This window comes from Cytobacillus sp. S13-E01 (assembly GCF_029193815.1).
In the GTDB taxonomy this organism is placed as follows: Bacteria; Bacillota; Bacilli; order Bacillales; family Bacillaceae_L; genus Bacillus_BV.
The window spans coordinates 45,655-64,833 of record NZ_JARFVC010000017.1 but is presented as its reverse complement, the minus strand read 5'-3'; the positions used below and the strand labels follow the sequence as shown (position 1 = coordinate 64,833).

General features: G+C 36.2%; 19 protein-coding genes, 1 pseudogene and 1 riboswitch. Of the genes and pseudogenes, 19 read left to right on the top strand and 1 reads right to left on the bottom strand.

Annotated elements, in window-relative coordinates; all coding sequences use genetic code 11:
* Window positions 1-85 precede the first annotated feature (85 nt).
* The 19 genes and pseudogenes from PY093_RS12265 (at window position 86) to PY093_RS12180 (ending at window position 18,107) form a co-directional block, all read left to right on the top strand.
* Window positions 86-1,363, top strand: coding sequence for an MFS transporter (locus PY093_RS12265; RefSeq protein WP_275646157.1), 1,278 nt, complete (start codon window positions 86-88; stop codon window positions 1,361-1,363).
* A 161-nt stretch (window positions 1,364-1,524) separates the two neighbouring features.
* Complete coding sequence (locus tag PY093_RS12260; protein WP_275646156.1) at window positions 1,525-1,878, top strand: hypothetical protein; 354 nt, start codon at window positions 1,525-1,527, stop codon at window positions 1,876-1,878.
* A gap of 139 nt (window positions 1,879-2,017) precedes the next feature.
* A riboswitch (SAM riboswitch) is annotated at window positions 2,018-2,125 on the top strand.
* A gap of 211 nt (window positions 2,126-2,336) precedes the next feature.
* Window positions 2,337-3,365: a methionine ABC transporter ATP-binding protein gene (locus PY093_RS12255; protein WP_275646155.1), complete on the top strand. Its 1,029-nt coding sequence runs from the start codon at window positions 2,337-2,339 to the stop codon at window positions 3,363-3,365.
* Entirely contained in the window at window positions 3,355-4,023 is a 669-nt protein-coding gene (locus PY093_RS12250; RefSeq protein ID WP_275646172.1) for a methionine ABC transporter permease, read from the top strand. Before PY093_RS12255 ends, PY093_RS12250 begins: the two co-directional genes overlap by 11 nt.
* A 19-nt stretch (window positions 4,024-4,042) precedes the next feature.
* Entirely contained in the window at window positions 4,043-4,870 is an 828-nt protein-coding gene (locus PY093_RS12245) for a MetQ/NlpA family ABC transporter substrate-binding protein (protein ID WP_275646154.1), read from the top strand.
* Window positions 4,871-4,983: 113 nt separating this feature from the next.
* A complete protein-coding gene (locus PY093_RS12240) occupies window positions 4,984-5,349 on the top strand; it encodes a carboxymuconolactone decarboxylase family protein (protein WP_275646153.1) in 366 nt (121 codons plus the stop codon).
* 859 nt (window positions 5,350-6,208) lie between these two features.
* The gene (sufC, locus tag PY093_RS12235) at window positions 6,209-6,994 is read left to right on the top strand and encodes a Fe-S cluster assembly ATPase SufC (protein ID WP_275646152.1); all 786 of its coding nucleotides are present in this window, start codon (window positions 6,209-6,211) and stop codon (window positions 6,992-6,994) included.
* Between the two features lie 17 nt (window positions 6,995-7,011).
* The gene (sufD, locus tag PY093_RS12230; protein ID WP_275646151.1) at window positions 7,012-8,319 is read left to right on the top strand and encodes a Fe-S cluster assembly protein SufD; all 1,308 of its coding nucleotides are present in this window, start codon (window positions 7,012-7,014) and stop codon (window positions 8,317-8,319) included.
* Window positions 8,319-9,539, top strand: a complete 1,221-nt coding sequence (locus PY093_RS12225) for a cysteine desulfurase (RefSeq protein WP_275646150.1) — start codon at window positions 8,319-8,321, stop codon at window positions 9,537-9,539. The genes sufD and PY093_RS12225 overlap by 1 nt, the downstream gene beginning before the upstream one ends.
* Entirely contained in the window at window positions 9,529-9,969 is a 441-nt protein-coding gene (gene sufU / locus PY093_RS12220; protein ID WP_275646149.1) for a Fe-S cluster assembly sulfur transfer protein SufU, read from the top strand. The genes PY093_RS12225 and sufU overlap by 11 nt, the downstream gene beginning before the upstream one ends.
* Before the next feature lie 83 nt (window positions 9,970-10,052).
* Entirely contained in the window at window positions 10,053-11,450 is a 1,398-nt protein-coding gene (sufB, locus tag PY093_RS12215; protein WP_275646148.1) for a Fe-S cluster assembly protein SufB, read from the top strand.
* A gap of 121 nt (window positions 11,451-11,571) precedes the next feature.
* Window positions 11,572-12,426 (top strand): DUF72 domain-containing protein, encoded by an 855-nt coding sequence (locus PY093_RS12210; protein WP_275646147.1) that lies wholly within the window; start codon window positions 11,572-11,574, stop codon window positions 12,424-12,426.
* A 29-nt stretch (window positions 12,427-12,455) separates the two neighbouring features.
* Window positions 12,456-13,277, top strand: a complete 822-nt coding sequence (locus PY093_RS12205) for a sulfite exporter TauE/SafE family protein (protein ID WP_275646146.1) — start codon at window positions 12,456-12,458, stop codon at window positions 13,275-13,277.
* 20 nt (window positions 13,278-13,297) lie between these two features.
* Window positions 13,298-13,600, top strand: a pseudogene (locus PY093_RS21425) (metallophosphoesterase); the annotation flags it as partial.
* Between the two features lie 177 nt (window positions 13,601-13,777).
* Window positions 13,778-14,080: a YunC family protein gene (locus tag PY093_RS12200; protein WP_275646145.1), complete on the top strand. Its 303-nt coding sequence runs from the start codon at window positions 13,778-13,780 to the stop codon at window positions 14,078-14,080.
* A gap of 129 nt (window positions 14,081-14,209) precedes the next feature.
* Entirely contained in the window at window positions 14,210-15,328 is a 1,119-nt protein-coding gene (locus tag PY093_RS12195) for an HD-GYP domain-containing protein (protein ID WP_275646144.1), read from the top strand.
* 56 nt (window positions 15,329-15,384) lie between these two features.
* A complete protein-coding gene (gene yunB, locus PY093_RS12190) occupies window positions 15,385-16,152 on the top strand; it encodes a sporulation protein YunB (RefSeq protein WP_275646143.1) in 768 nt (255 codons plus the stop codon).
* Window positions 16,153-16,470: 318 nt separating this feature from the next.
* The gene (locus PY093_RS12185) at window positions 16,471-17,982 is read left to right on the top strand and encodes a sodium-dependent transporter (protein ID WP_275646142.1); all 1,512 of its coding nucleotides are present in this window, start codon (window positions 16,471-16,473) and stop codon (window positions 17,980-17,982) included.
* On the top strand, window positions 17,982-18,107 hold the full coding sequence (locus PY093_RS12180) for a methionine/alanine import family NSS transporter small subunit (protein ID WP_275646141.1): 126 nt from the start codon (window positions 17,982-17,984) through the stop codon (window positions 18,105-18,107). The genes PY093_RS12185 and PY093_RS12180 overlap by 1 nt, the downstream gene beginning before the upstream one ends.
* A 56-nt stretch (window positions 18,108-18,163) precedes the next feature.
* On the opposite strand, the gene PY093_RS12175 is transcribed toward PY093_RS12180, so the two are convergent.
* The gene (locus PY093_RS12175; protein WP_481769297.1) at window positions 18,164-19,141 is read right to left on the bottom strand and encodes a M23 family metallopeptidase; all 978 of its coding nucleotides are present in this window, start codon (window positions 19,139-19,141) and stop codon (window positions 18,164-18,166) included.
* Window positions 19,142-19,179: the final 38 nt, after the last annotated feature.

Sequence of the window (19,179 nt, the reverse complement as noted above, 5' to 3'; positions counted from 1 at the left end):
CAAATGATGGTGTTTTTTTTCTTGCATTTTTTTATGAATAGAGTATGATGTTTAGGGAAGCGAAATACTTTGGGGTGCAAAAATAATGGAAAACATCATGAGTGAGTGGAAAAGTCAGTACTTAACTTATAATCGAAATATAAAGCTTTTTATTATGACAAATATCAGCACACAAATAGCAATGGGTATATTCATGATTATCTATAATTTCTATATTAGAGAGCTTGGATATTCAGAGCAAGTGAACGGAAATATTATTGCTATGACGGCTCTCGCATCCGCAATTATTTTAGTTCCAGCAGGAATTATAAGTGATAGGCTGGGACGGAAAAAAATCATGGGTATTGGCATTGTTATCACAACCATCATGCTGTTTTCTAGAAGTTTATTAGAATTAGAGTCACTTTTGGTAGGTTCTGCCTTTTTAATGGGCATTTCAATGGCATTTATACAGGTATCGGCTATCCCTTGGTTAGCTGAAAATTCAACGCAAGCACAAAGGGTTCATTTATTTAGTTTTCATTTTGCAATCATGATGGCTGCTAATGTAATTGGAAATTTAACAGGTGGATTTCTTACCGATATCTTTTTATATGCTTTTCAAATGAGTTCACTTTGGAGTGTTAGACTTACTTTGATTATTGCAGGAGTAATATTTTTACTAGGACTTTTGCCCATCCTTAAAATGGAAGAAAAGAGAAAGCCAAGGGTAGAAATAAAGCAAAAGGTTCCTCTACGAAAGATGTTTATAAGAAATAAATCACAATTTAAGCTAATTGTCCTTTTTGCGATAGCACAATTATTAATTGGTTTTGGATCTGGCCTTGTAGTCCCTTATTTAAACTTATACTTTGCTGACCGTTTTCAAGCAAATAATAGTATCATAGGTATTGTTTTGTCCCTTGGCCAAGCAGCAACTGCAGTAGCAATGATTATTGGACCAATTGTAGTGAAAAAGGTTGGTGAAGTGAGAGCGGTAGTTATCTTACAGCTTTCATCCTTACCATTTCTACTGATAACAGCCTATACCGAAAATTTATGGATAGCTGCGATTGGCTTTCTTTTTCGTCAGGCACTCATGAATGCAGGAAACCCTATTCAAATGTCATTGATGATGGAAAGGGTAGATGATTCTATGAAAGGACTAGCAAACTCGGTAAACCAAATGGTCTTTAATTTAGGTTGGGCTGTAATGGGGCCTGTATCCACTTCATTTGTTTTAATTTATGGCTCATATTGGGGTTATGCCTATGTATTTACTGTTACCGCAGGCTTATATTTAGTAGGATCAACTTATTTCTATTTGGTATTCAAAGGTGTCCCTTTTGTCAAAGTTCAAAAAACAATGGCAAAAACAACCTAATAACGACATATTTCTCGGGAAATACGTCAATAAGGCAGTTATTTTAATATAAATTCATTTATTTTGATAAATTTACTTATAATTTGTCGAATGAATCGTAAAGGAAACGAGAGTTATTAGTTGAATGTTATCTATAGAAGTTTAATCCGAGGAGGATTACAATGGCATTTGAACAATTACTTGAGGATTTTCTGATAAGATTAGAGGCTATGAATCATTTAACTCCTTTATTGCCAACATATGAACTCATAATAAAATTTGTATATGAAGAGCGTTACATATTTTTAGCGTTGTCGAGTAAGGGGAGCAGAGTAGCTGCAGAATGCAATGATTCTGAGGCAGTAACTATTAAAGGAACTACTAGTTTGGGAAATTTACTAAATGGTTCAAAAATGCTAGGTCAATTGCTAAGCGAAGATGAATTAGAAATAAAGGCAACCTATCGTAATACATTGTTAGTGGAATCCATCTTTTTTCTTAGCCGTAATAGGGATGAGAAGAAAATGATTGGTTAAATGACAACCGCCTTAAGAAAAACGTAAAAAAATTAATAAAATAATTATTGACACTAAAATCTTACACATGATATACTCACTTTCGTAATCGATAATACTTAACTCTTTTAAAGTGATAATTAAATAAAGGATATACAAACTCTTATTTAGAGTGGTGGAGGGAAGTGCCCTATGAAACCCGGCAACCGTCAACTTAATGTTGAAATGGTGCCAATTCACGCAAAGCTTTTGCTTTGGGAGATGAGAGAAAGGATCTTATTTATAAAGCCTTTCTGCTTATCTGTGCAGAAAGGCTTTTTGTTTGTATAAAAGTGAATGTTTCCCTAAAAATGTTGCAGCACTTTTAAAATAATGGAGAATATCTCTCGGTAAAGAACAAGAGTCCTTTTAATGTTTTTTGTCTTTAAAGAGCAGACTATAAAGACTATATGTATTTTTCAGGATAAGAAGGTGAGAAGATGATAAAGTTATCCAGCGTTAAAAAGGTTTATAAGTCAAAAACAGGGTCGGTAACAGCTGTTGATGGGATTGATTTAGATATTAACGAAGGAGAGATTTTTGGAATTATCGGTTATAGTGGCGCAGGAAAAAGTACGTTAATTAGACTGTTGAACGGCCTTGAGATTCCTACTGAAGGAAACGTAACTGTAGCTGGTCATGAAATAACAATCGCACAAGGAAGTAGATTACGAAAAGCAAGACAAGAGATTAGTATGATATTTCAGCACTTTAATCTACTTTGGTCTCGGACAGTCAGAGATAATATCGCTTTTCCACTGGAGATAATAAGAGTACCAAAAAGGGAAAGACTAAAGCGAGTGGATGAATTAGTAAAGCTTGTGGGCTTAGAAGGAAGAGAGAATGCGTACCCGTCCCAACTAAGTGGTGGCCAAAAACAAAGGGTAGGTATTGCACGAGCGTTAGCGAGTAATCCAAAGGTTCTTTTATGTGATGAAGCAACTTCAGCATTAGATCCACAAACAACAGATTCAATTCTTGATTTACTAGTTGATATTAATGAGCGCTTAGGTCTTACAATCGTATTAATAACACATGAAATGCACGTTATCAGGAAAATATGTCACAGAGTAGCAGTAATGGAAGATGGCAAAATTGTTGAGCAAGGTGAAGTGCTTAATGTTTTCCGTAATCCCGAAAAACCTATTACCCAGCGGTTTGTTAAACAAGTAACTGAGCCTGAAGAAACAAGAGAAACCACTGACCATTTACTTGAACAATATCCGGAAGGTAAGGTTATTCAGCTTACATTTGTAGGTGCAGCCGCCGAGCAACCGCTCATTTCAAATTTAGTTCGTAATTTCAACTTGAATGTCAATATACTACAAGGGAAAATTTCACAAACACAGAATGGATCGTATGGATCACTCTTTATCCATGTTGATGGTGTGTCAACAGAAATCGAGAGTGGAATTAATTATATTCGTAGTCAGCAGGTAGGAGTAGAGGTGATTGAACATGGACGATGAGTTGTTTCAAATGATTAAATGGGATAGATTACTGGAAGCTACCCAAGAAACAATTTATATGACATCTATCTCAGTCCTTGCAACTTTTGTAATAGGGCTACTACTGGGATTGCTGCTTTTTTTAACTGATAAAGGGAATATGTGGGAAAATCGAATGGTTAACATTGTTGTTGCTGGTTTTGTTAATATTTTTCGCTCTATTCCTTTCATTATATTAATTGTTTTACTGATACCTTTCACAAAAATATTAGTAGGAACGATGCTTGGGGCTAATGCTGCATTACCTGCACTTATTATTGGAGCAGCCCCCTTCTACGCTAGAATGGTTGAAATAGCACTAAGAGAAATTGATAAAGGGGTTATTGAGGCCTCACAGTCGATGGGTTCTACCCACAGTCATATCATCTTTAAAGTGCTAATACCTGAATCATTACCTGCTTTAATTTCAGGTATTACAGTTACCTCTATTTCTCTAGTAAGTTTTACAGCGATGGCTGGGGTGATTGGTGCTGGAGGGTTAGGTCACTTTGCATACTTAGAAGGCTTTCAACGAACTAATTCAATGGTGACCCTGGTCGCAACAATTGCAATTTTACTATTGGTATTTATCATTCAGTTTACTGGTGATTATTTTACAAATAAAACAGATAAAAGATAACAAAAGGAGAGAAAACATTATGAAAAAATTATTTGGGTTTATTATTGTCGCATTATTTGCTCTAACTCTTACTGCTTGTGGTGGTGGAGAAGAAAACGCAGAAGGTCAAGATGGTAATGTGAAGCTTGTTGTCGGTGCATCAGCAGTACCACACGCTGAAGTGCTTGAAGAAGCAAAAGGTTTACTTGCTGAAAAGGGAATTGACCTAGAAGTTCAAGTATTTACAGATTATGTTTTACCAAACGTAGCATTAAAGGATAAAGAAATTGATGCAAACTACTTCCAAACACCTGGTTACTTAGAGCTTCAAATGGAAGAAAATAAAGATTATGATTTTGTAAGTGTCGGTGAAATTCACCAAGAACCAATTGGTATTTATTCGAAAGAATATGATAGCCTAGCTGATCTTCCAGATGGGGCTAAAATTATTTTGAGTGACTCATTCAGTGATCACGGTCGTATTTTACCTATTTTTGAAAGAGAAGGCGTAATTAAGCTAAAAGAAGGTGTAGGTGCTTCAGCAAGAATCGAGGATATTATAGAAAACCCTAAGAACTTAGATTTCTCTACATTAATTGAAGCGAGATTATTAGCATCATCTTTTGAAAATGGCGAAGGTGACGCTGTTGCCATCAATACAAACTATGCTCTAGAGGGCGGAGTTAACATTGAAGAAGATGGAATCGCATTTGAAGGTAGCGATGTCGTACCAGCGAACCTTATCGTTGTTCGTTCAGGTGACGAAAATAGAGAAGAAATCAAAGCACTGGTTGAGGTCTTGAAATCTGAAGAAATTCAAAGCTTTATTCAAGAGAAATATCAAGGTGCAGTAATTACTGTGAAATAATGTTTAAAAAAAGTGGTGCCAGACAAATGTCGGGCATCATTTTCTATATGTATACAATCACCATTCTATAGCATACTAATTCTGAAAAATATCAGAATGGAGTTGTATGTAAAATGGAATTTGAACCTCGTAATTCTACCGAAGAAGCATTACATGATTATAAGGTAGGTTTGGGAACATTCACTCAAAAAATGCCCGAAATCGCTAGCCATTATAATGCCTTTACGGAAGCCTGCTTTAAAGAGGGGAAGCTATCGCAAAAGCAAAAACAATTAATTGCGCTGGGGATTAGTCTTTATTCACAGGACGAATATTGCATTATCTATCATACAAAAGGCTGTTTAGATCAAGGTGCTTCTGAAGAAGAGATTCTAGAATCTGTAGGTGTAGCAGCAGCATTTGGTGGTGGGGCTGCTATGAGTCAAGCGGTTACTCTAGTCCAAGAGTGTATTGTCGAATTAAATGAACTAACACAATAATTTAAAAGAAGTACATAGGGCTTGCTCTCTAAAAGAGGAGGTCCTCTTTTCATCTATAGAATATTTTTGTCAACTCTAGACGTCTTAACTATAATTACAATGAAAATTGAATATCTAGAAGGATGATAAAGGTATTCTCAGTATTTTTTACTATTTAGCTATGTCAGTGTTTCTTGCACGCTTTTATGTAAGATAACAAATACATTTGCGGTGTTACGTAATTTGTTCAAAAATTCAGAAGGTGTTACTATTAACAGTGTGATACCAAACTGTGGTCATAAGCCAGTTCCTTTAAGAAGGAAAAACCACCTTCTTAAAGGAACCGTCTTATGCTTGTCGCCGATAAGCGGGCGCCCTGCGCTTTTGTTCAAAGATAAGAAAGTATAAAAATTTGAACCTAGTTTTAGTGTCTAGCTCCGGGCGCAATCGGCTCGAGGTCATAAGCCAATCCGTCTGGAAGGTCAAAGAACAACCTTCCAGACGGCTCGTCTTATGCTTGTCGCCGAAAGGCGGGAGCCCTGCGCTTTTCTTATTACCATTCGTCTAAAATATGCTTTTTGAATTAGTTAAAAATAATGTTAAAATGAAAATTATATATAAGAACGAATTGTTTTCAAGTTTAAGTGAAAAATAAGGAAACCTACATACTGAAAGTGTTTTTTGGAATTGCAAAAACCTTTAAAAATCACGTCGTATTTTATCTAATATAATAAACTTAAAAAAGTTCAAAAGGTTGCTATCACTTTTCATTTGTTATAAGATGAGAATGAGAATAAAATGAGAATAAAATGAGAATAAGGTATTGGCTGAAAAAGTCGAGACTACACAAATTTTTTTTTGTAAAAATGGAGGTATTGTAATGGCAGGTTCAACGTTAACAATTAAAGATCTTCATGTTTCAATTGAAGGTAAAGAAATATTAAAAGGTGTTAATCTTGAGATAAAGGGTGGAGAGATCCACGCTATAATGGGACCAAATGGTACTGGTAAATCAACTTTATCATCAGCGATCATGGGTCATCCTAAATATGAAGTAACAAGTGGTTCAATTACTCTTGACGGCGAAGATGTTTTAGAAATGGAAGTAGACGAGCGTGCTCGTGCAGGTCTGTTTCTAGCAATGCAATACCCAAGTGAAATTAGTGGGGTAACAAATGCTGATTTTTTGCGTTCAGCAATGAATGCCGGTCGCGCTGAAGGTGACGAAATTTCATTAATGAAATTTATCCGTACAATGGATAAAAGTATGGAATTCCTTGAAATGGATCCAGATATGGCACAACGTTATTTAAATGAAGGCTTCTCTGGTGGAGAAAAGAAACGTAATGAGATTCTACAATTAATGATGATCGATCCGAAAATTGCTATTTTAGATGAGATTGACTCTGGATTAGATATAGATGCATTAAAAGTTGTTTCTAAAGGTATTAATGAAAAACGTGGTGAAGACTTTGGCTGTTTAATTATTACTCACTACCAACGTCTACTTAACTATATTACGCCTGATAAAGTTCATGTAATGATGCAGGGACGAGTAGTTAAATCAGGTGGACCTGAATTAGCACACCGTCTAGAAGCTGAAGGCTATGACTGGATTAAGCAAGAACTTGGCATTGAAGATGAAACTGTAGGGCAAGAAGCATAAGCGTTAGGGGGATTAACATGACAATTGATACGAAACTATTCGATCAGGATTATGTCAGCAACTTTTCTAAAGAACTAGGAGAACCTGGATGGCTGCTAGACCTTCGCTTACAAGCACTTGCTAAAGTAGAAGAACTACCAATGCCAAGACCAGATAAAACGAAAATTGACAAGTGGAATTTTACAGAGTTCAAAAACCACACTGTTAAAAGTGCTCCATTTACATCTTTAGATGAACTTCCAGAAGAAGTAAAATCGTTGGTCGATTTAAATGAAGAAAATAAAAGTTTATATATACAACGTGATAATACACCAGCGTACCTGTCTCTTTCTGAAGAGTTAAAAGAAAAAGGTGTAATTTTCACTGATATTCATACTGCTGCAAGTAAGCATGGGGACCTATTACAGAGCTATTTTATGAAAAATGGCGTTAAAGTTGATGAGCATCGTTTAACGGCATTACATGCAGCATTAGTGAATGGTGGAGCATTCCTGTATGTACCGAAAAATGTTGAAGTAACAGCTCCAATCCAAGCTATTTATATACATGAGAACCCAGAGGCAACACTTTTTAATCACGTTATTGTGGTTGCGGATGATAATAGTTCAGTAACATATGTTGAAAACTATATCTCTACTACTGACGTAGATAATGCTGTGGTAAATATTGTTTCTGAGGTAATTGCTAATAATAACGCAAAAATTACCTATGGTGCTGTAGATACACTTGCAAAGGGTGTTACTACCTACGTAAATCGCCGCGGTGTTGCTGGTCGTGATAGCAAAATTGAGTGGGCATTAGGTTTAATGAACGATGGAGATACAATCTCTGAAAACATTACTAACCTAATGGGCGATGGTTCAATTGGAGATACGAAAACAGTTGTAGTTGGTCGCGGGGACCAAAAACAAAACTTTACAACAAGTGTTGTTCATTTTGGTAAAAACTCTGAAGGTTACATTTTAAAGCATGGTGTTATGAAGGATAGTGCAAGCTCAATTTTTAATGGAATTGGAAAAATTGAGCATGGTGCATCAAAATCCAATGCTGAACAAGAATCACGGGTATTAATGCTAAGTGAAAAAGCTCGTGGAGACGCAAACCCAATACTTCTTATTGATGAAGATGATGTTACGGCAGGACATGCGGCTTCAGTAGGTCGAGTTGACCCACTTCAGCTTTACTATTTAATGAGTCGCGGGATTTCAAGAACTGAGGCTGAACGACTTGTTATCCACGGATTTTTAGCTCCAGTTGTAAATGTGCTTCCAATTGAAGGCGTTAAAAAGCAGCTAGTTGAGGTAATTGAAAGGAAAGTAAAATAATGAATATTCAAGGTATTCGAGAACTGTTCCCTATTCTCCACCAAGAAGTCAATGGTAGACCACTTGTCTACCTTGATAGTGCTGCTACGTCACAGAAGCCAGTTCAAGTAATTGAGACTATTGATCGTTACTACCGTGAATATAACTCAAATGTTCACCGTGGTGTTCATACTCTTGGTACGAGAGCGACCGATGGGTATGAAGGAGCACGAGAAAAGGTACGTAAGTTTATTAATGCCAATTCGATTGAAGAAGTAATATTTACAAGAGGTACAACAACAGCGATTAATACAATAGCTGCAAGCTATGGACGAGATAACCTTAAACAAGGTGATGAAATTGTAATTACTTATATGGAACACCATGCAAATATTATTCCATGGCAACAACTTGCAAAACAGACTGGTGCTATCCTGAAATACATCCCACTTCTAGAGGATGGCTCTATTTCGATAACAGACGCTGAGGAAACGATTACTGAAAATACAAAGATCGTCTCTGTTATGCAAGTATCGAATGTTTTAGGTGCTATCAATCCAGTTAAAGAAATAGCTAATATTGCCCACAAAAATGGAGCAATCATGATTGTCGATGGTGCGCAGGCTGCACCCCATATGAGGATAGATGTACAAGACTTAGATTGTGATTTCTTTGCATTCTCAGGTCATAAAATGTGTGGACCTACAGGTATTGGCGTTTTATATGGCAAAAAACAATTGCTAGAAAACATGGAGCCAGTTGAAACAGGTGGCGAAATGATTGATTTTGTTAATCTTTATGAATCGACCTGGAAGGAATTACCTTGGAAATTCGAAGCTGGTACTCCAGTCATTGCAGGTGCAATTGGTTTAGGGACAGCCATCGACTTTCTAAACGAAATAGGTCTTGAAAACATTGAAGCACATGAACATAAATTAGCAGAATATGCAATGAACCGTATGTCGGAAATCGAAGGTTTAACAATCTTTGGTCCAAAACAGCGAGCGGGACTTGTCACTTTTAATATTGAAGATGTACACCCACATGATGTTGCAACAGTACTAGATGCAGAAGGTATTGCCGTGCGTGCTGGTCATCACTGCGCACAACCATTGATGAAATGGTTAAAGGTGTCGGCTACTGCTCGTGCAAGTTTTTACCTCTATAATACTGAAGAAGAAATTGATAAACTAGTTGAAGGACTCATCAAAACAAAGGAGTATTTCAGCAATGGCTTTTAATAACAATTTAGATACTTTATATCGACAAGTGATTATGGACCATTATAAAAATCCGCGTAATCGTGGTGTTTTAGAAAATGAATCATTAACTATAGATATGAATAATCCAACATGTGGTGACCGCATACAATTAAGTATGAAGGTAGAAGATGGCAAGGTAACTGAAGCTAAGTTTGATGGCGAAGGTTGTTCTATTTCAATGTCATCTGCTTCAATGATGACACAGGCAATAAAAGGCCAAACCATTGAAAATGCTATTAAACTTTCTCACATTTTTTCAGAAATGATGCTTGGAAAAGAGTATGACGACAGCATTGATTTAGGGGATATAGAGGCACTTCAAGGTGTATCAAAATTTCCGGCTCGAATAAAATGTGCAACACTTGCTTGGAAGGCTATGGAAAAAGGTTTAGATAGCCAAAAACAATAAAGGGTTTAAAAAATAGGATTAACAGGGTAGATAATTAGTATCTACTTCTATTCAATTAACCCTTATGAAGGAGTGAATAACGGATGGCAAAGAAAATGCCTGATATCGGCGATTACAAGTATGGCTTTGCAGATAAAGACGTTTCGATTTTCCGTTCGAAACGTGGTTTAACGAAAGAGATAGTTGAAGAAATCTCTCGTATGAAAAGTGAACCACAATGGATGCTGGACTACCGTCTAAAATCACTAGAGCATTTTTATAATATGCCAATGCCACAGTGGGGCGGAGATATGGCGAGTTTAAATTTTGATGAGATTACGTATTATGTAAAACCATCAGAAAAGTCTGAGCGTTCTTGGGATGAGGTACCTGAAGAGATTAAAGCAACATTTGATAAATTAGGTATTCCTGAAGCAGAACAAAAGTACCTTGCAGGGGTCTCTGCACAGTATGAATCAGAGGTTGTTTATCACAACATGAAACAAGATCTTCAAGATCTAGGTATCGTTTTTAAAGACACTGATACTGCTTTAAAGGAAAATGAAGATATTTTCCGCGAGCATTTTGGTAAGGTTATTCCTAACACTGACAATAAGTTTTCTGCATTAAATTCAGCAGTATGGTCAGGTGGATCTTTCATTTATGTTCCAAAAGGGATTAAAGTTGATACACCACTTCAAGCTTATTTCCGGATCAACTCTGAGAACATGGGACAATTCGAACGTACTTTAATCATTGTTGATGAAGGTGCACATGTTCACTATGTAGAAGGTTGTACAGCACCAGTATATACAACTAACTCACTACACAGTGCTGTAGTTGAAATTATCATCAAAAAAGATGCGTATTGCCGTTATACTACGATTCAAAACTGGGCAAACAACGTATTTAACTTAGTTACAAAACGTGCAGTTGCTGAACAAAACGCAACGATGGAATGGATTGATGGTAATATCGGTTCTAAGTTAACGATGAAGTACCCAGCTGTAATCCTTAAAGGAGAAGGTGCTCGTGGTATGACGCTTTCTATTGCAATTGCCGGAAAAGGTCAGCACCAGGACGCTGGAGCGAAAATGATTCACTTAGCACCAAATACTTCATCCACGATTGTTTCGAAATCTATTTCTAAACATGGTGGTAAAGTAACCTATCGTGGTATCGTTCACTTCGGACGTAAAGCTGACGGAGCACGTGCAAATATCGAATGTGATACATTAATTATGGATAACCAATCTACTTCAGATACAATCCCTTACAATGAAATTTTAAATGATAATATTTCATTAGAGCATGAAGCGAAAGTTTCAAAAGTGTCAGAAGAACAGTTATTCTATCTAATGAGCCGTGGTATTTCTGAACAAGAAGCAACTGAAATGATCGTAATGGGCTTCATCGAGCCATTTACAAAAGAACTTCCAATGGAATATGCAGTCGAAATGAACCGACTTATCAAGTTCGAAATGGAAGGTAGTATAGGATAAACATAATACAAAACTCGTTTGAGGGAACCTCAAGCGAGTTTTTTTCTATTTTTTCACAATGTACAGTATAATGAAAATACATTTTGTTATTGGACAATATTGTTGTAAAGGAGTACTGACATTGATTTATATCGGTGTAACTGGTTGGGGGGATCAAGACAGCTTATACCAATCAGGGATTGCCTCAAACAATAAATTAAAAGAGTATGCAGGACACTTTCCACTTGTCGAAGTTGATTCTTCTTTTTATGCGATTCAACCTCTAAAAAATGTAGAAAAATGGGTTAATGTTACCCCAGCTTCATTTCAATTTGTTGTAAAGGCATATCAAGGTATGACTGGACATCAACGAGGGGAAATCCCATTTGACTCAAAGGAAGCGATGTTTGGAGTATTTAGAGAATCGATTGTACCCTTTTCCTCTGCAAATAAGCTTGCAATGGTACTCTTTCAATTCCCCCCATGGTTTGAATGTAAACGAGAGAATGTGGATTATCTACGTTGGTGCAAAGATCAGATGCAAGGTATACCTTTAGCTCTTGAGTTCCGTCATCAATCTTGGTTCTCACCTAAGTTCTATGATAAAACTCTTTCTTTTATGGAAAAAGAAAACTGGATACATAGTATATGTGATGAACCACAAGCTGGACTTGGCTCCGTCCCTACTGTTTTAAAGCCAACAAATAGTGAGAAGACTTTAGTGAGATTTCACGGGCGTAATATCCATGGGTGGCAAAAACCTAGTGCAGGGGACTGGCGAGAAGTACGGTATCTTTACAGATATAATGAGGCGGAGCTATTAGAATGGTCACAACATATAGGTAAGTTAAATAAAGACTCAGAAGCTATTTATGTGTTATTCAATAATAACTCCGGTGGAGATGCTGCAGATAATGCAAAACAGTTTGTTAAATTACTTGGAATTGAATATAAAGGGTTAGCACCAAGGCAACTAGATTTCTTTGGTGGTATATAAACACAATGGGTTTATTGGAGTTGTCATAGATGGAATGGATTTTTCTTTTATTGGTTGGTTTGGCAGCAGGTACACTTGGAAGTTTGGTTGGCTTAGGTGGGGGAATAATTGTTGTTCCTGCTTTGATTTATCTTGGCTCGTTTATACCAGGTTTAGATAATTTGTCTCCGCAAGTTGCTGTTGGTACATCTTTAATCGTTGTTATTTTTACAGGCTTATCCTCCACTTTAGCATATATGAAACATAAAACAGTGGATTATAAAAGTGGATTAATCTTTTTTATTGGTAGTGGACCAGGGAGCATTATTGGTGCATTTATCAATAAATCGATGAATGTGCAATCTTTTTCCTTATATTTTGGCCTATTTATGATTTTGGTTTCAATTATTTTAATGGTACGTGGAAAAATAAAGCCTTTAAAGCTAAGAAGTAAATACAATTATATGCGTAATTATACAAATGAAAATGGTCTCGAAACATCATATGGCTTTAATCCGTTTGTAGCTCTCCCTATCTCTTTTGTGGTTGGTCTTATTTCGGGACTATTTGGGGTTGGTGGTGGCTCGTTAATGGTACCAGCAATGATTTTACTTTTCATGTTTCCGCCACATATTGCAGTTGCAACATCAATGTTTATGATTTTTTTATCAGCCGTTACAAGTTCTGTTGCACATATCAGCTTAGGGAATGTTCATTGGCTATTAACATTAGTTTTAGTACCTGGTGCATGGTTTGGTGGGGCATTTGGTGCTAAAATTAATACAAGGCTAAAAGGGCATACTGTAATTACACTACTAAGAGTAATTTTAATCATAATTGGATTACGTTTAATATATCAAGGACTTACCTGACTCTGTGAGGAGTGATTTTTTTGAACGAAACCATTCATATTTACCATACTAATGATCTACATACCCATTTTGAAAAAATTGGCCAAAAGTTGTTCAATATATAAATTCTATGAGACTAGTACACAAACAGAAAGATGAATAGATGTTACTATTCGATATAGGAGATCATGTTGACAGATTCAATGCAATTTCTGAAGTTACGGTTGGAAAAGGAATGTGGGTTTTCTAAATAAACTGGCTATAACAATGTAACAATCGGAAATAATGAAGGGATAACTTTATCTCACAATTCACTCAATAAGCTTTATGATGCTGTAAAATTTTCAGGTGATTGTATTGCTAATTAGAAAAGCTCAAGACACCTAGATCTAGACACCATAACTAGGAAAAAACTTTTGTCCTTTCTTATCTTTTTAAAAAAGGGCCATAACCCATCTCAATTCCATACACAAAATTGTTCTCATTTCATAAATTGATTAGAGAAAGGGGTGGTGGTAGTTATGGTTACAATGACTCCAATTCTAATAGGTAAACATCAATTTACAGCCATTACCGTCAAGCTACCTAAGACAAACTTTATGGCGGTGACAAACGAAAAGGGCTATATCATGTGCGGTGCATTGGATGTTGCACTCTTAAATGAAAAGCTTAAGGATCGAGGCATTATTGCGGCAAGGGCAGTAGGAGTTCGGACAATTGAACAGCTACTTGAAGCACCGCTTGAGTCTGTTACAATTGAGGCGGAAAATATAGGAATTATAATTGGGATGAAAGGGAAGGACGCCCTTTTAAAAATGATATAAGTAAAATACAACCTGTTAAACAGATGTTTGACAGGTTTATGCTTTGTTCATAAAATATTTGTTTTACAAAAGTTAATTTTCATTATACGATAACCTAAGATAGAGACATGTAGATAAGGGCGGTACTATATGATATTAGTTTCCACAAACTCACTTAAGCCAGGTAAAAAATTGGCAAAGTCGGTTTTTAATGATAATGGACAGACATTAATTAGCGAAGGCGTTCCTTTAACAGAACGGATGATCAAAAGACTAAATGAACTGGGAATAACGTTCGTTTATATTCAAGACGGTCGGACAAATGATATTGAGCCAAGCCAACCTATTTCTAGCAAGCTAAGATCAATGGCCATTGAAACAATCGAAAATATGTTTGTCGATTTCCAAAATGAAAAAATATTGTCGAAATCCTTCGTTGTTGAAAAAACAACGAGACATTTAACTAAACTCATTCGATCGGTCTTATTTGAAGTGAAAAATAGTAAAGAACTTATAACACTTTTGTCAGATGTTTATACATATGATAACTATATCTTTACACATTCATTACATGTTACGTTGTATACGTTAGCAATTGGTTCTGAGCTTAAATTGACAGAGAAACAATTAGAAATCTTAGGCTTAGGAGCAATTTTACACGATGTTGGTAAAATGAATGTGCCAGTTGAGATATTATTGAAGCCGGGAAGACTGACAGATGATGAATATATTGAAGTAAAAAGACACACAGAATATGGTTTTCAATTATTAAGGAATGTATCAACCGTTCCGCTAGTTGCAGCGCATTGTGCCTATCAGCATCATGAACGTATTGATGGTTCTGGCTATCCGAGAGGAATTACGGGAGAAGAGATTCACCATTTTGCAAAAGTATTAGCTGTTGCAGATGTATTTGATGCGGTGACATCCAACCGAGTATACCGACGTGCAATGCTACCACATGAAGGTTTAGAAATTTTGTATTCTGGTGTTGGGACCTTGTTTGATACAAAAATAGTTGAAGCTTTTAGAAGAGCAGTTGTGATTTATCCTGTAGGTTTAACCGTGTATCTAAATGATGGAAGAAAAGGTGTTGTCTCAAAGCAAAATCAAGGATTGAGCGAACGACCGGTCATTAGAATTCTTGAAGAAAACGAACAAGAACTCGAGATTCCATATGAGGTTGATTTAAAGCTAAAGTTAGATTTAATCATTTCAAAATGTGATACTACCCTAGTTGGTGGAGACTTACCAGTTAAACTTAAATAAGTTGGCCTAGACCTCCTCTTTACAGCATAAACATAGCTTGTAAAGGGGGGATTTATTTGGCGAAATTTCGAGGTGGCCTACCCCGAAGAGGACCATTGCCTTTTCGCTACGTATTTTTACTTACATTTGTGTTTTTTATTTTTTCAACTGTTGCGGGGCTTTGGGTTGTGAATAAGGGGATTGAGCCTGTGCTTATGGCATATGCTGAAAACGAAACAAGACGAATTGCTACTTTAGTAATTAAAAATGCGGTAAATAAACAGATAACTGAAGAAGAATTAAATGTGAATGAAATTATAAATATTCAAGAGGATGAATCTGGAAAAATACAGGGTGTTTATTATAATAATAACATTATAAACCGGATATCAACTTTAACCACTGATAAAGTTGAACAGTACTTAAGATATGTAGATAAAGGAAATGTAAATGCCCTTGAAATTCCAGAAGTAGAAATTGAAGTTGATGAAAATTCAAGAAATGCAGGATTTTATTTTGAAGTTCCACTTGGTGCAGCGACTAATAATGCTTTACTAGGTAACTTAGGGCCAAGGGTACCTATACGTTTTCATATGATTGGGGACGTAATGCCTGACATAATAACAAATATAAAACCCGCAGGCATAAACAATATGGTAATTGAAATTAGCATCGTTATAGATGTAACAGTACAAGTAATTGTCCCATTTGCAACTGAAGAAATTCAGGCGACCGGTACTTTTCCAATTGTTACACAGATAATTCAAGGAGATGTCCCAGACTACTATAATAACGGTGGGGGAAATTCACCACCTTCCATTCAACTACCTAAAAATAGAAATTGACGAATGGTACTATTGACATTAATTAGATATCCTTTGTTAGTAGAAATAAATCAACGGTATATGCCTTTAAATTGATATTTGGATAATATTAATGATAGAAATAATTGTAAAAAAACTTAAAAATAAAAGACAAAGGCTAGCTTTTGTCTTTTACTTTTTTGCGGAAAAATTATATTCGAAATAATGTTTTGACATATTCGACAAAACTCGCTATAATATGCTTAGACTAAAGAGTCAGAAAATATAAAACATTTGAATTCTTAATGTAGGACATTGTTCATACACTAAGAATGAAATTAGTTAAGAGGGGGTCATTTTATGGATAATCGTCCACAATGGGGTACACGATTAGGTTTTATCTTAGCAGCAGTTGGTTCGGCGGTTGGATTAGGAAACATTTGGCGTTTCCCAGCAGTTGCTTATGAAAATGGTGGAGGGGCATTTTTTATTCCTTATTTATTTGCCTTACTAACAGCAGGTATTCCACTTTTAGTGCTTGAATTTACGATGGGGCACAAATATAAAGGATCAGCACCATTATCATATGCACGTATGAATAAAAAGGCTGAATGGATTGGTTGGTGGCAAGTAGCGGTGTCATTTGTTATATCCACTTATTATGCTGTAATTATCGCATGGGCAATGTCTTATTCAGTTTTTGCGTTAAATTTAAAATGGGGAGACGATCCAAGTGGATTCTTGTTTGGTGAATATTTGCAGTTAGCAGAAGCGCCAGGACAATTCGGTGGAATAGTTCCAGGAGTATTTTTACCATTAATATTAGTTTGGGTTATAGCATTAGGTATTTTGTTTAAAGGGGTTAAAAAGGGTATTGAGGTTGCAAATAAAATTTTTATTCCAGCACTTGTAATCTTATTCTTCATTATCGTAGTTCGTGCACTAACATTAGATGGTGCAATGGACGGTCTAAACGCCTTCTTCAAACCGAATTGGGAAACTATTTCTAGTGGTAAGGTTTGGGTAGCGGCATATGGTCAAATATTCTTCAGTTTATCTATTGCATTTGCTATTATGATTACTTATTCAAGTTATTTACCGAAAAAGACTGATATTACAAATAACGCATTTATTACTGGGTTTGGAAACTCTGCGTTTGAGCTTCTTGCAGGAATTGGAGTATTCGCTGCATTAGGTTTTATGGCTGCACAGCAGGGAGTTCCAGTATCAGAAGTAGTGACTGCAGGTGTAGGACTTGCTTTTGTGGTATTCCCACAAATTATTAATGAGTTCCCGGCATTCAACCAATTCTTTGGATTCTTATTCTTTGGATGCTTAGTCCTAGCTGGGTTATCATCATTAATTTCGATAGTTGAAACTTTTGTTGCAGGTGTCCAAGATAAATTTAAGATTTCAAGAACAATGTCAGTAGCAATTGGTGGAGGTTTATCAGCTTTAATTTCGATTCTATTTGCTACAAAAGGTGGTTTATACTTCCTAGATGCTGCTGATTATTTTATTAATAACTTCGGTGTAGCACTTTCTGGTTTAGTTCAAGTTGTGGCTGTTGCCTGGTTTATGAAAGAATTAAACAATTTAAAAGATCATGCAAATTCAATTTCAGACATTATGCTTCATGGCTGGTGGAAGATATGTTTAGGTGTGATAACACCAGTAGTTTTAGGGTATATGATGTTTGATAATATTAAGACAAATCTTACTGAAAATTATGAAGGATATCCTACTTCATTCTTACTATATACCGGATGGTCGGTAGCGATTGGTGCAATTATTGTTGGAGTGCTATTATCATTAGTTAAATGGGAAAAAGGAAAATTAGATATGCCTACTGATAAGGAGGTATCACAATAATGGATGCAAGTGCTGTGACGATGATGCTAGTTGGTATGGTTATAATTTGGGGCGGTTTAGCTGCAAGTATTCTACATGCAGTGAAAAAATCGAAGCAAAGTAAAGCTGAACAAAGTAAAGCATAAATATTTTGGTGGTCAGATTCATATTCTGACCACCATTTTTAATTTATAGCTTTTTCTTATTTTTTGCTCCTTCTTTCTGCACGCTCCCATGATTTTAAATGTGGAAACGGGTCAAAGGACCACTCAGTGTATCCATTATCTTTATACATTCCATAATGGAGATGTGGAGGGAATTTTCCTGCAGTGCCTGGTGGCCCATAGCCAGAGCTACCAACAGAGCCAATTACCATTCCAGGTTCAACAATTTGACCTTCTTTAATTTCTGTAAAACCGTTTAGGTGGGCGAAGTAGTGGTATGTGTTATTGATATCACGAATGCCTACTCGCCACCCTCCATACCGATTCCAACCTTTTATTTCAACCACACCATAGCATGTTGAACGAACTGGGGTTCCGTAGTTCGCAAAGATATCAGTACCTTCATGGATGCGGCGACCTCCCCAACCTCTTGCATCTCCCCAAGTATTCTTAAAGCTATAGTTAAATCGGAGCGGAAGAGGAAATGCATGCTTATCTAAATCAAGTGTATCATATGCTTTATATAGTTTAACTTTACCCATGATAATGTCTACCGTTTTATCACGTTGATAATAATCCCAGAGAGCAATCTTGATATTCTCATCGTCATAGCCATAACCGCTAATGTAGTCGGCGAGTGTAAAGAGTACGTCTTCATCATTTGTACTTTCTGCTTTGCCATCACCGTTACCATCTAGACCCATACCACCAAATAAACCAATGCTTACCTGATTAGTATCTTCTTTATTAGGATTTAAGCTACCTGCCCAAAATGTGGGGTTAAAATATATACCAGTGAGCCCCTCGGCTTTAGGTAAGTCTTTTCGGGAGCGGCGTAAGCTTCTCTCATATTGATCAATCGCTGCAAAATAATACCAAGGAATCTGTGTTATTACTTCCACTTTTTTATATAAAAACATACGCTCTTCATATATTTGCTCGGGATTTTTATTATCTTCTGCGTTACTATGTGAAGTTGGTAGTAGAAATGTTATGATAAAGGTAATGAATAGAATTTTTCGCACATAAAGAACTCCTTTCAGATGGTTTCATA

Bases quoted from the DNA above. Each gene is read 5' to 3' on its own strand.
- PY093_RS12225 (WP_275646150.1), top strand. From the start codon at position 8,319: ATGAATATTCAAGGTATTCGAGAACTGTTCCCTATTCTCCACCAAGAA.
- PY093_RS12185 (WP_275646142.1), top strand. From the start codon at position 16,471: ATGGATAATCGTCCACAATGGGGTACACGATTAGGTTTTATCTTAGCA.
- PY093_RS12240 (WP_275646153.1), top strand. From the start codon at position 4,984: ATGGAATTTGAACCTCGTAATTCTACCGAAGAAGCATTACATGATTAT.
- sufC (WP_275646152.1), top strand. From the start codon at position 6,209: ATGGCAGGTTCAACGTTAACAATTAAAGATCTTCATGTTTCAATTGAA.
- sufB (WP_275646148.1), top strand. From the start codon at position 10,053: ATGGCAAAGAAAATGCCTGATATCGGCGATTACAAGTATGGCTTTGCA.
- PY093_RS12265 (WP_275646157.1), top strand. From the start codon at position 86: ATGGAAAACATCATGAGTGAGTGGAAAAGTCAGTACTTAACTTATAAT.
- PY093_RS12180 (WP_275646141.1), top strand. From the start codon at position 17,982: ATGGATGCAAGTGCTGTGACGATGATGCTAGTTGGTATGGTTATAATT.
- PY093_RS12260 (WP_275646156.1), top strand. From the start codon at position 1,525: ATGGCATTTGAACAATTACTTGAGGATTTTCTGATAAGATTAGAGGCT.
- PY093_RS12245 (WP_275646154.1), top strand. From the start codon at position 4,043: ATGAAAAAATTATTTGGGTTTATTATTGTCGCATTATTTGCTCTAACT.
- PY093_RS12200 (WP_275646145.1), top strand. From the start codon at position 13,778: ATGGTTACAATGACTCCAATTCTAATAGGTAAACATCAATTTACAGCC.
- PY093_RS12205 (WP_275646146.1), top strand. From the start codon at position 12,456: ATGGAATGGATTTTTCTTTTATTGGTTGGTTTGGCAGCAGGTACACTT.
- PY093_RS12195 (WP_275646144.1), top strand. From the start codon at position 14,210: ATGATATTAGTTTCCACAAACTCACTTAAGCCAGGTAAAAAATTGGCA.
- sufU (WP_275646149.1), top strand. From the start codon at position 9,529: ATGGCTTTTAATAACAATTTAGATACTTTATATCGACAAGTGATTATG.
- PY093_RS12255 (WP_275646155.1), top strand. From the start codon at position 2,337: ATGATAAAGTTATCCAGCGTTAAAAAGGTTTATAAGTCAAAAACAGGG.
- PY093_RS12250 (WP_275646172.1), top strand. From the start codon at position 3,355: ATGGACGATGAGTTGTTTCAAATGATTAAATGGGATAGATTACTGGAA.
- sufD (WP_275646151.1), top strand. From the start codon at position 7,012: ATGACAATTGATACGAAACTATTCGATCAGGATTATGTCAGCAACTTT.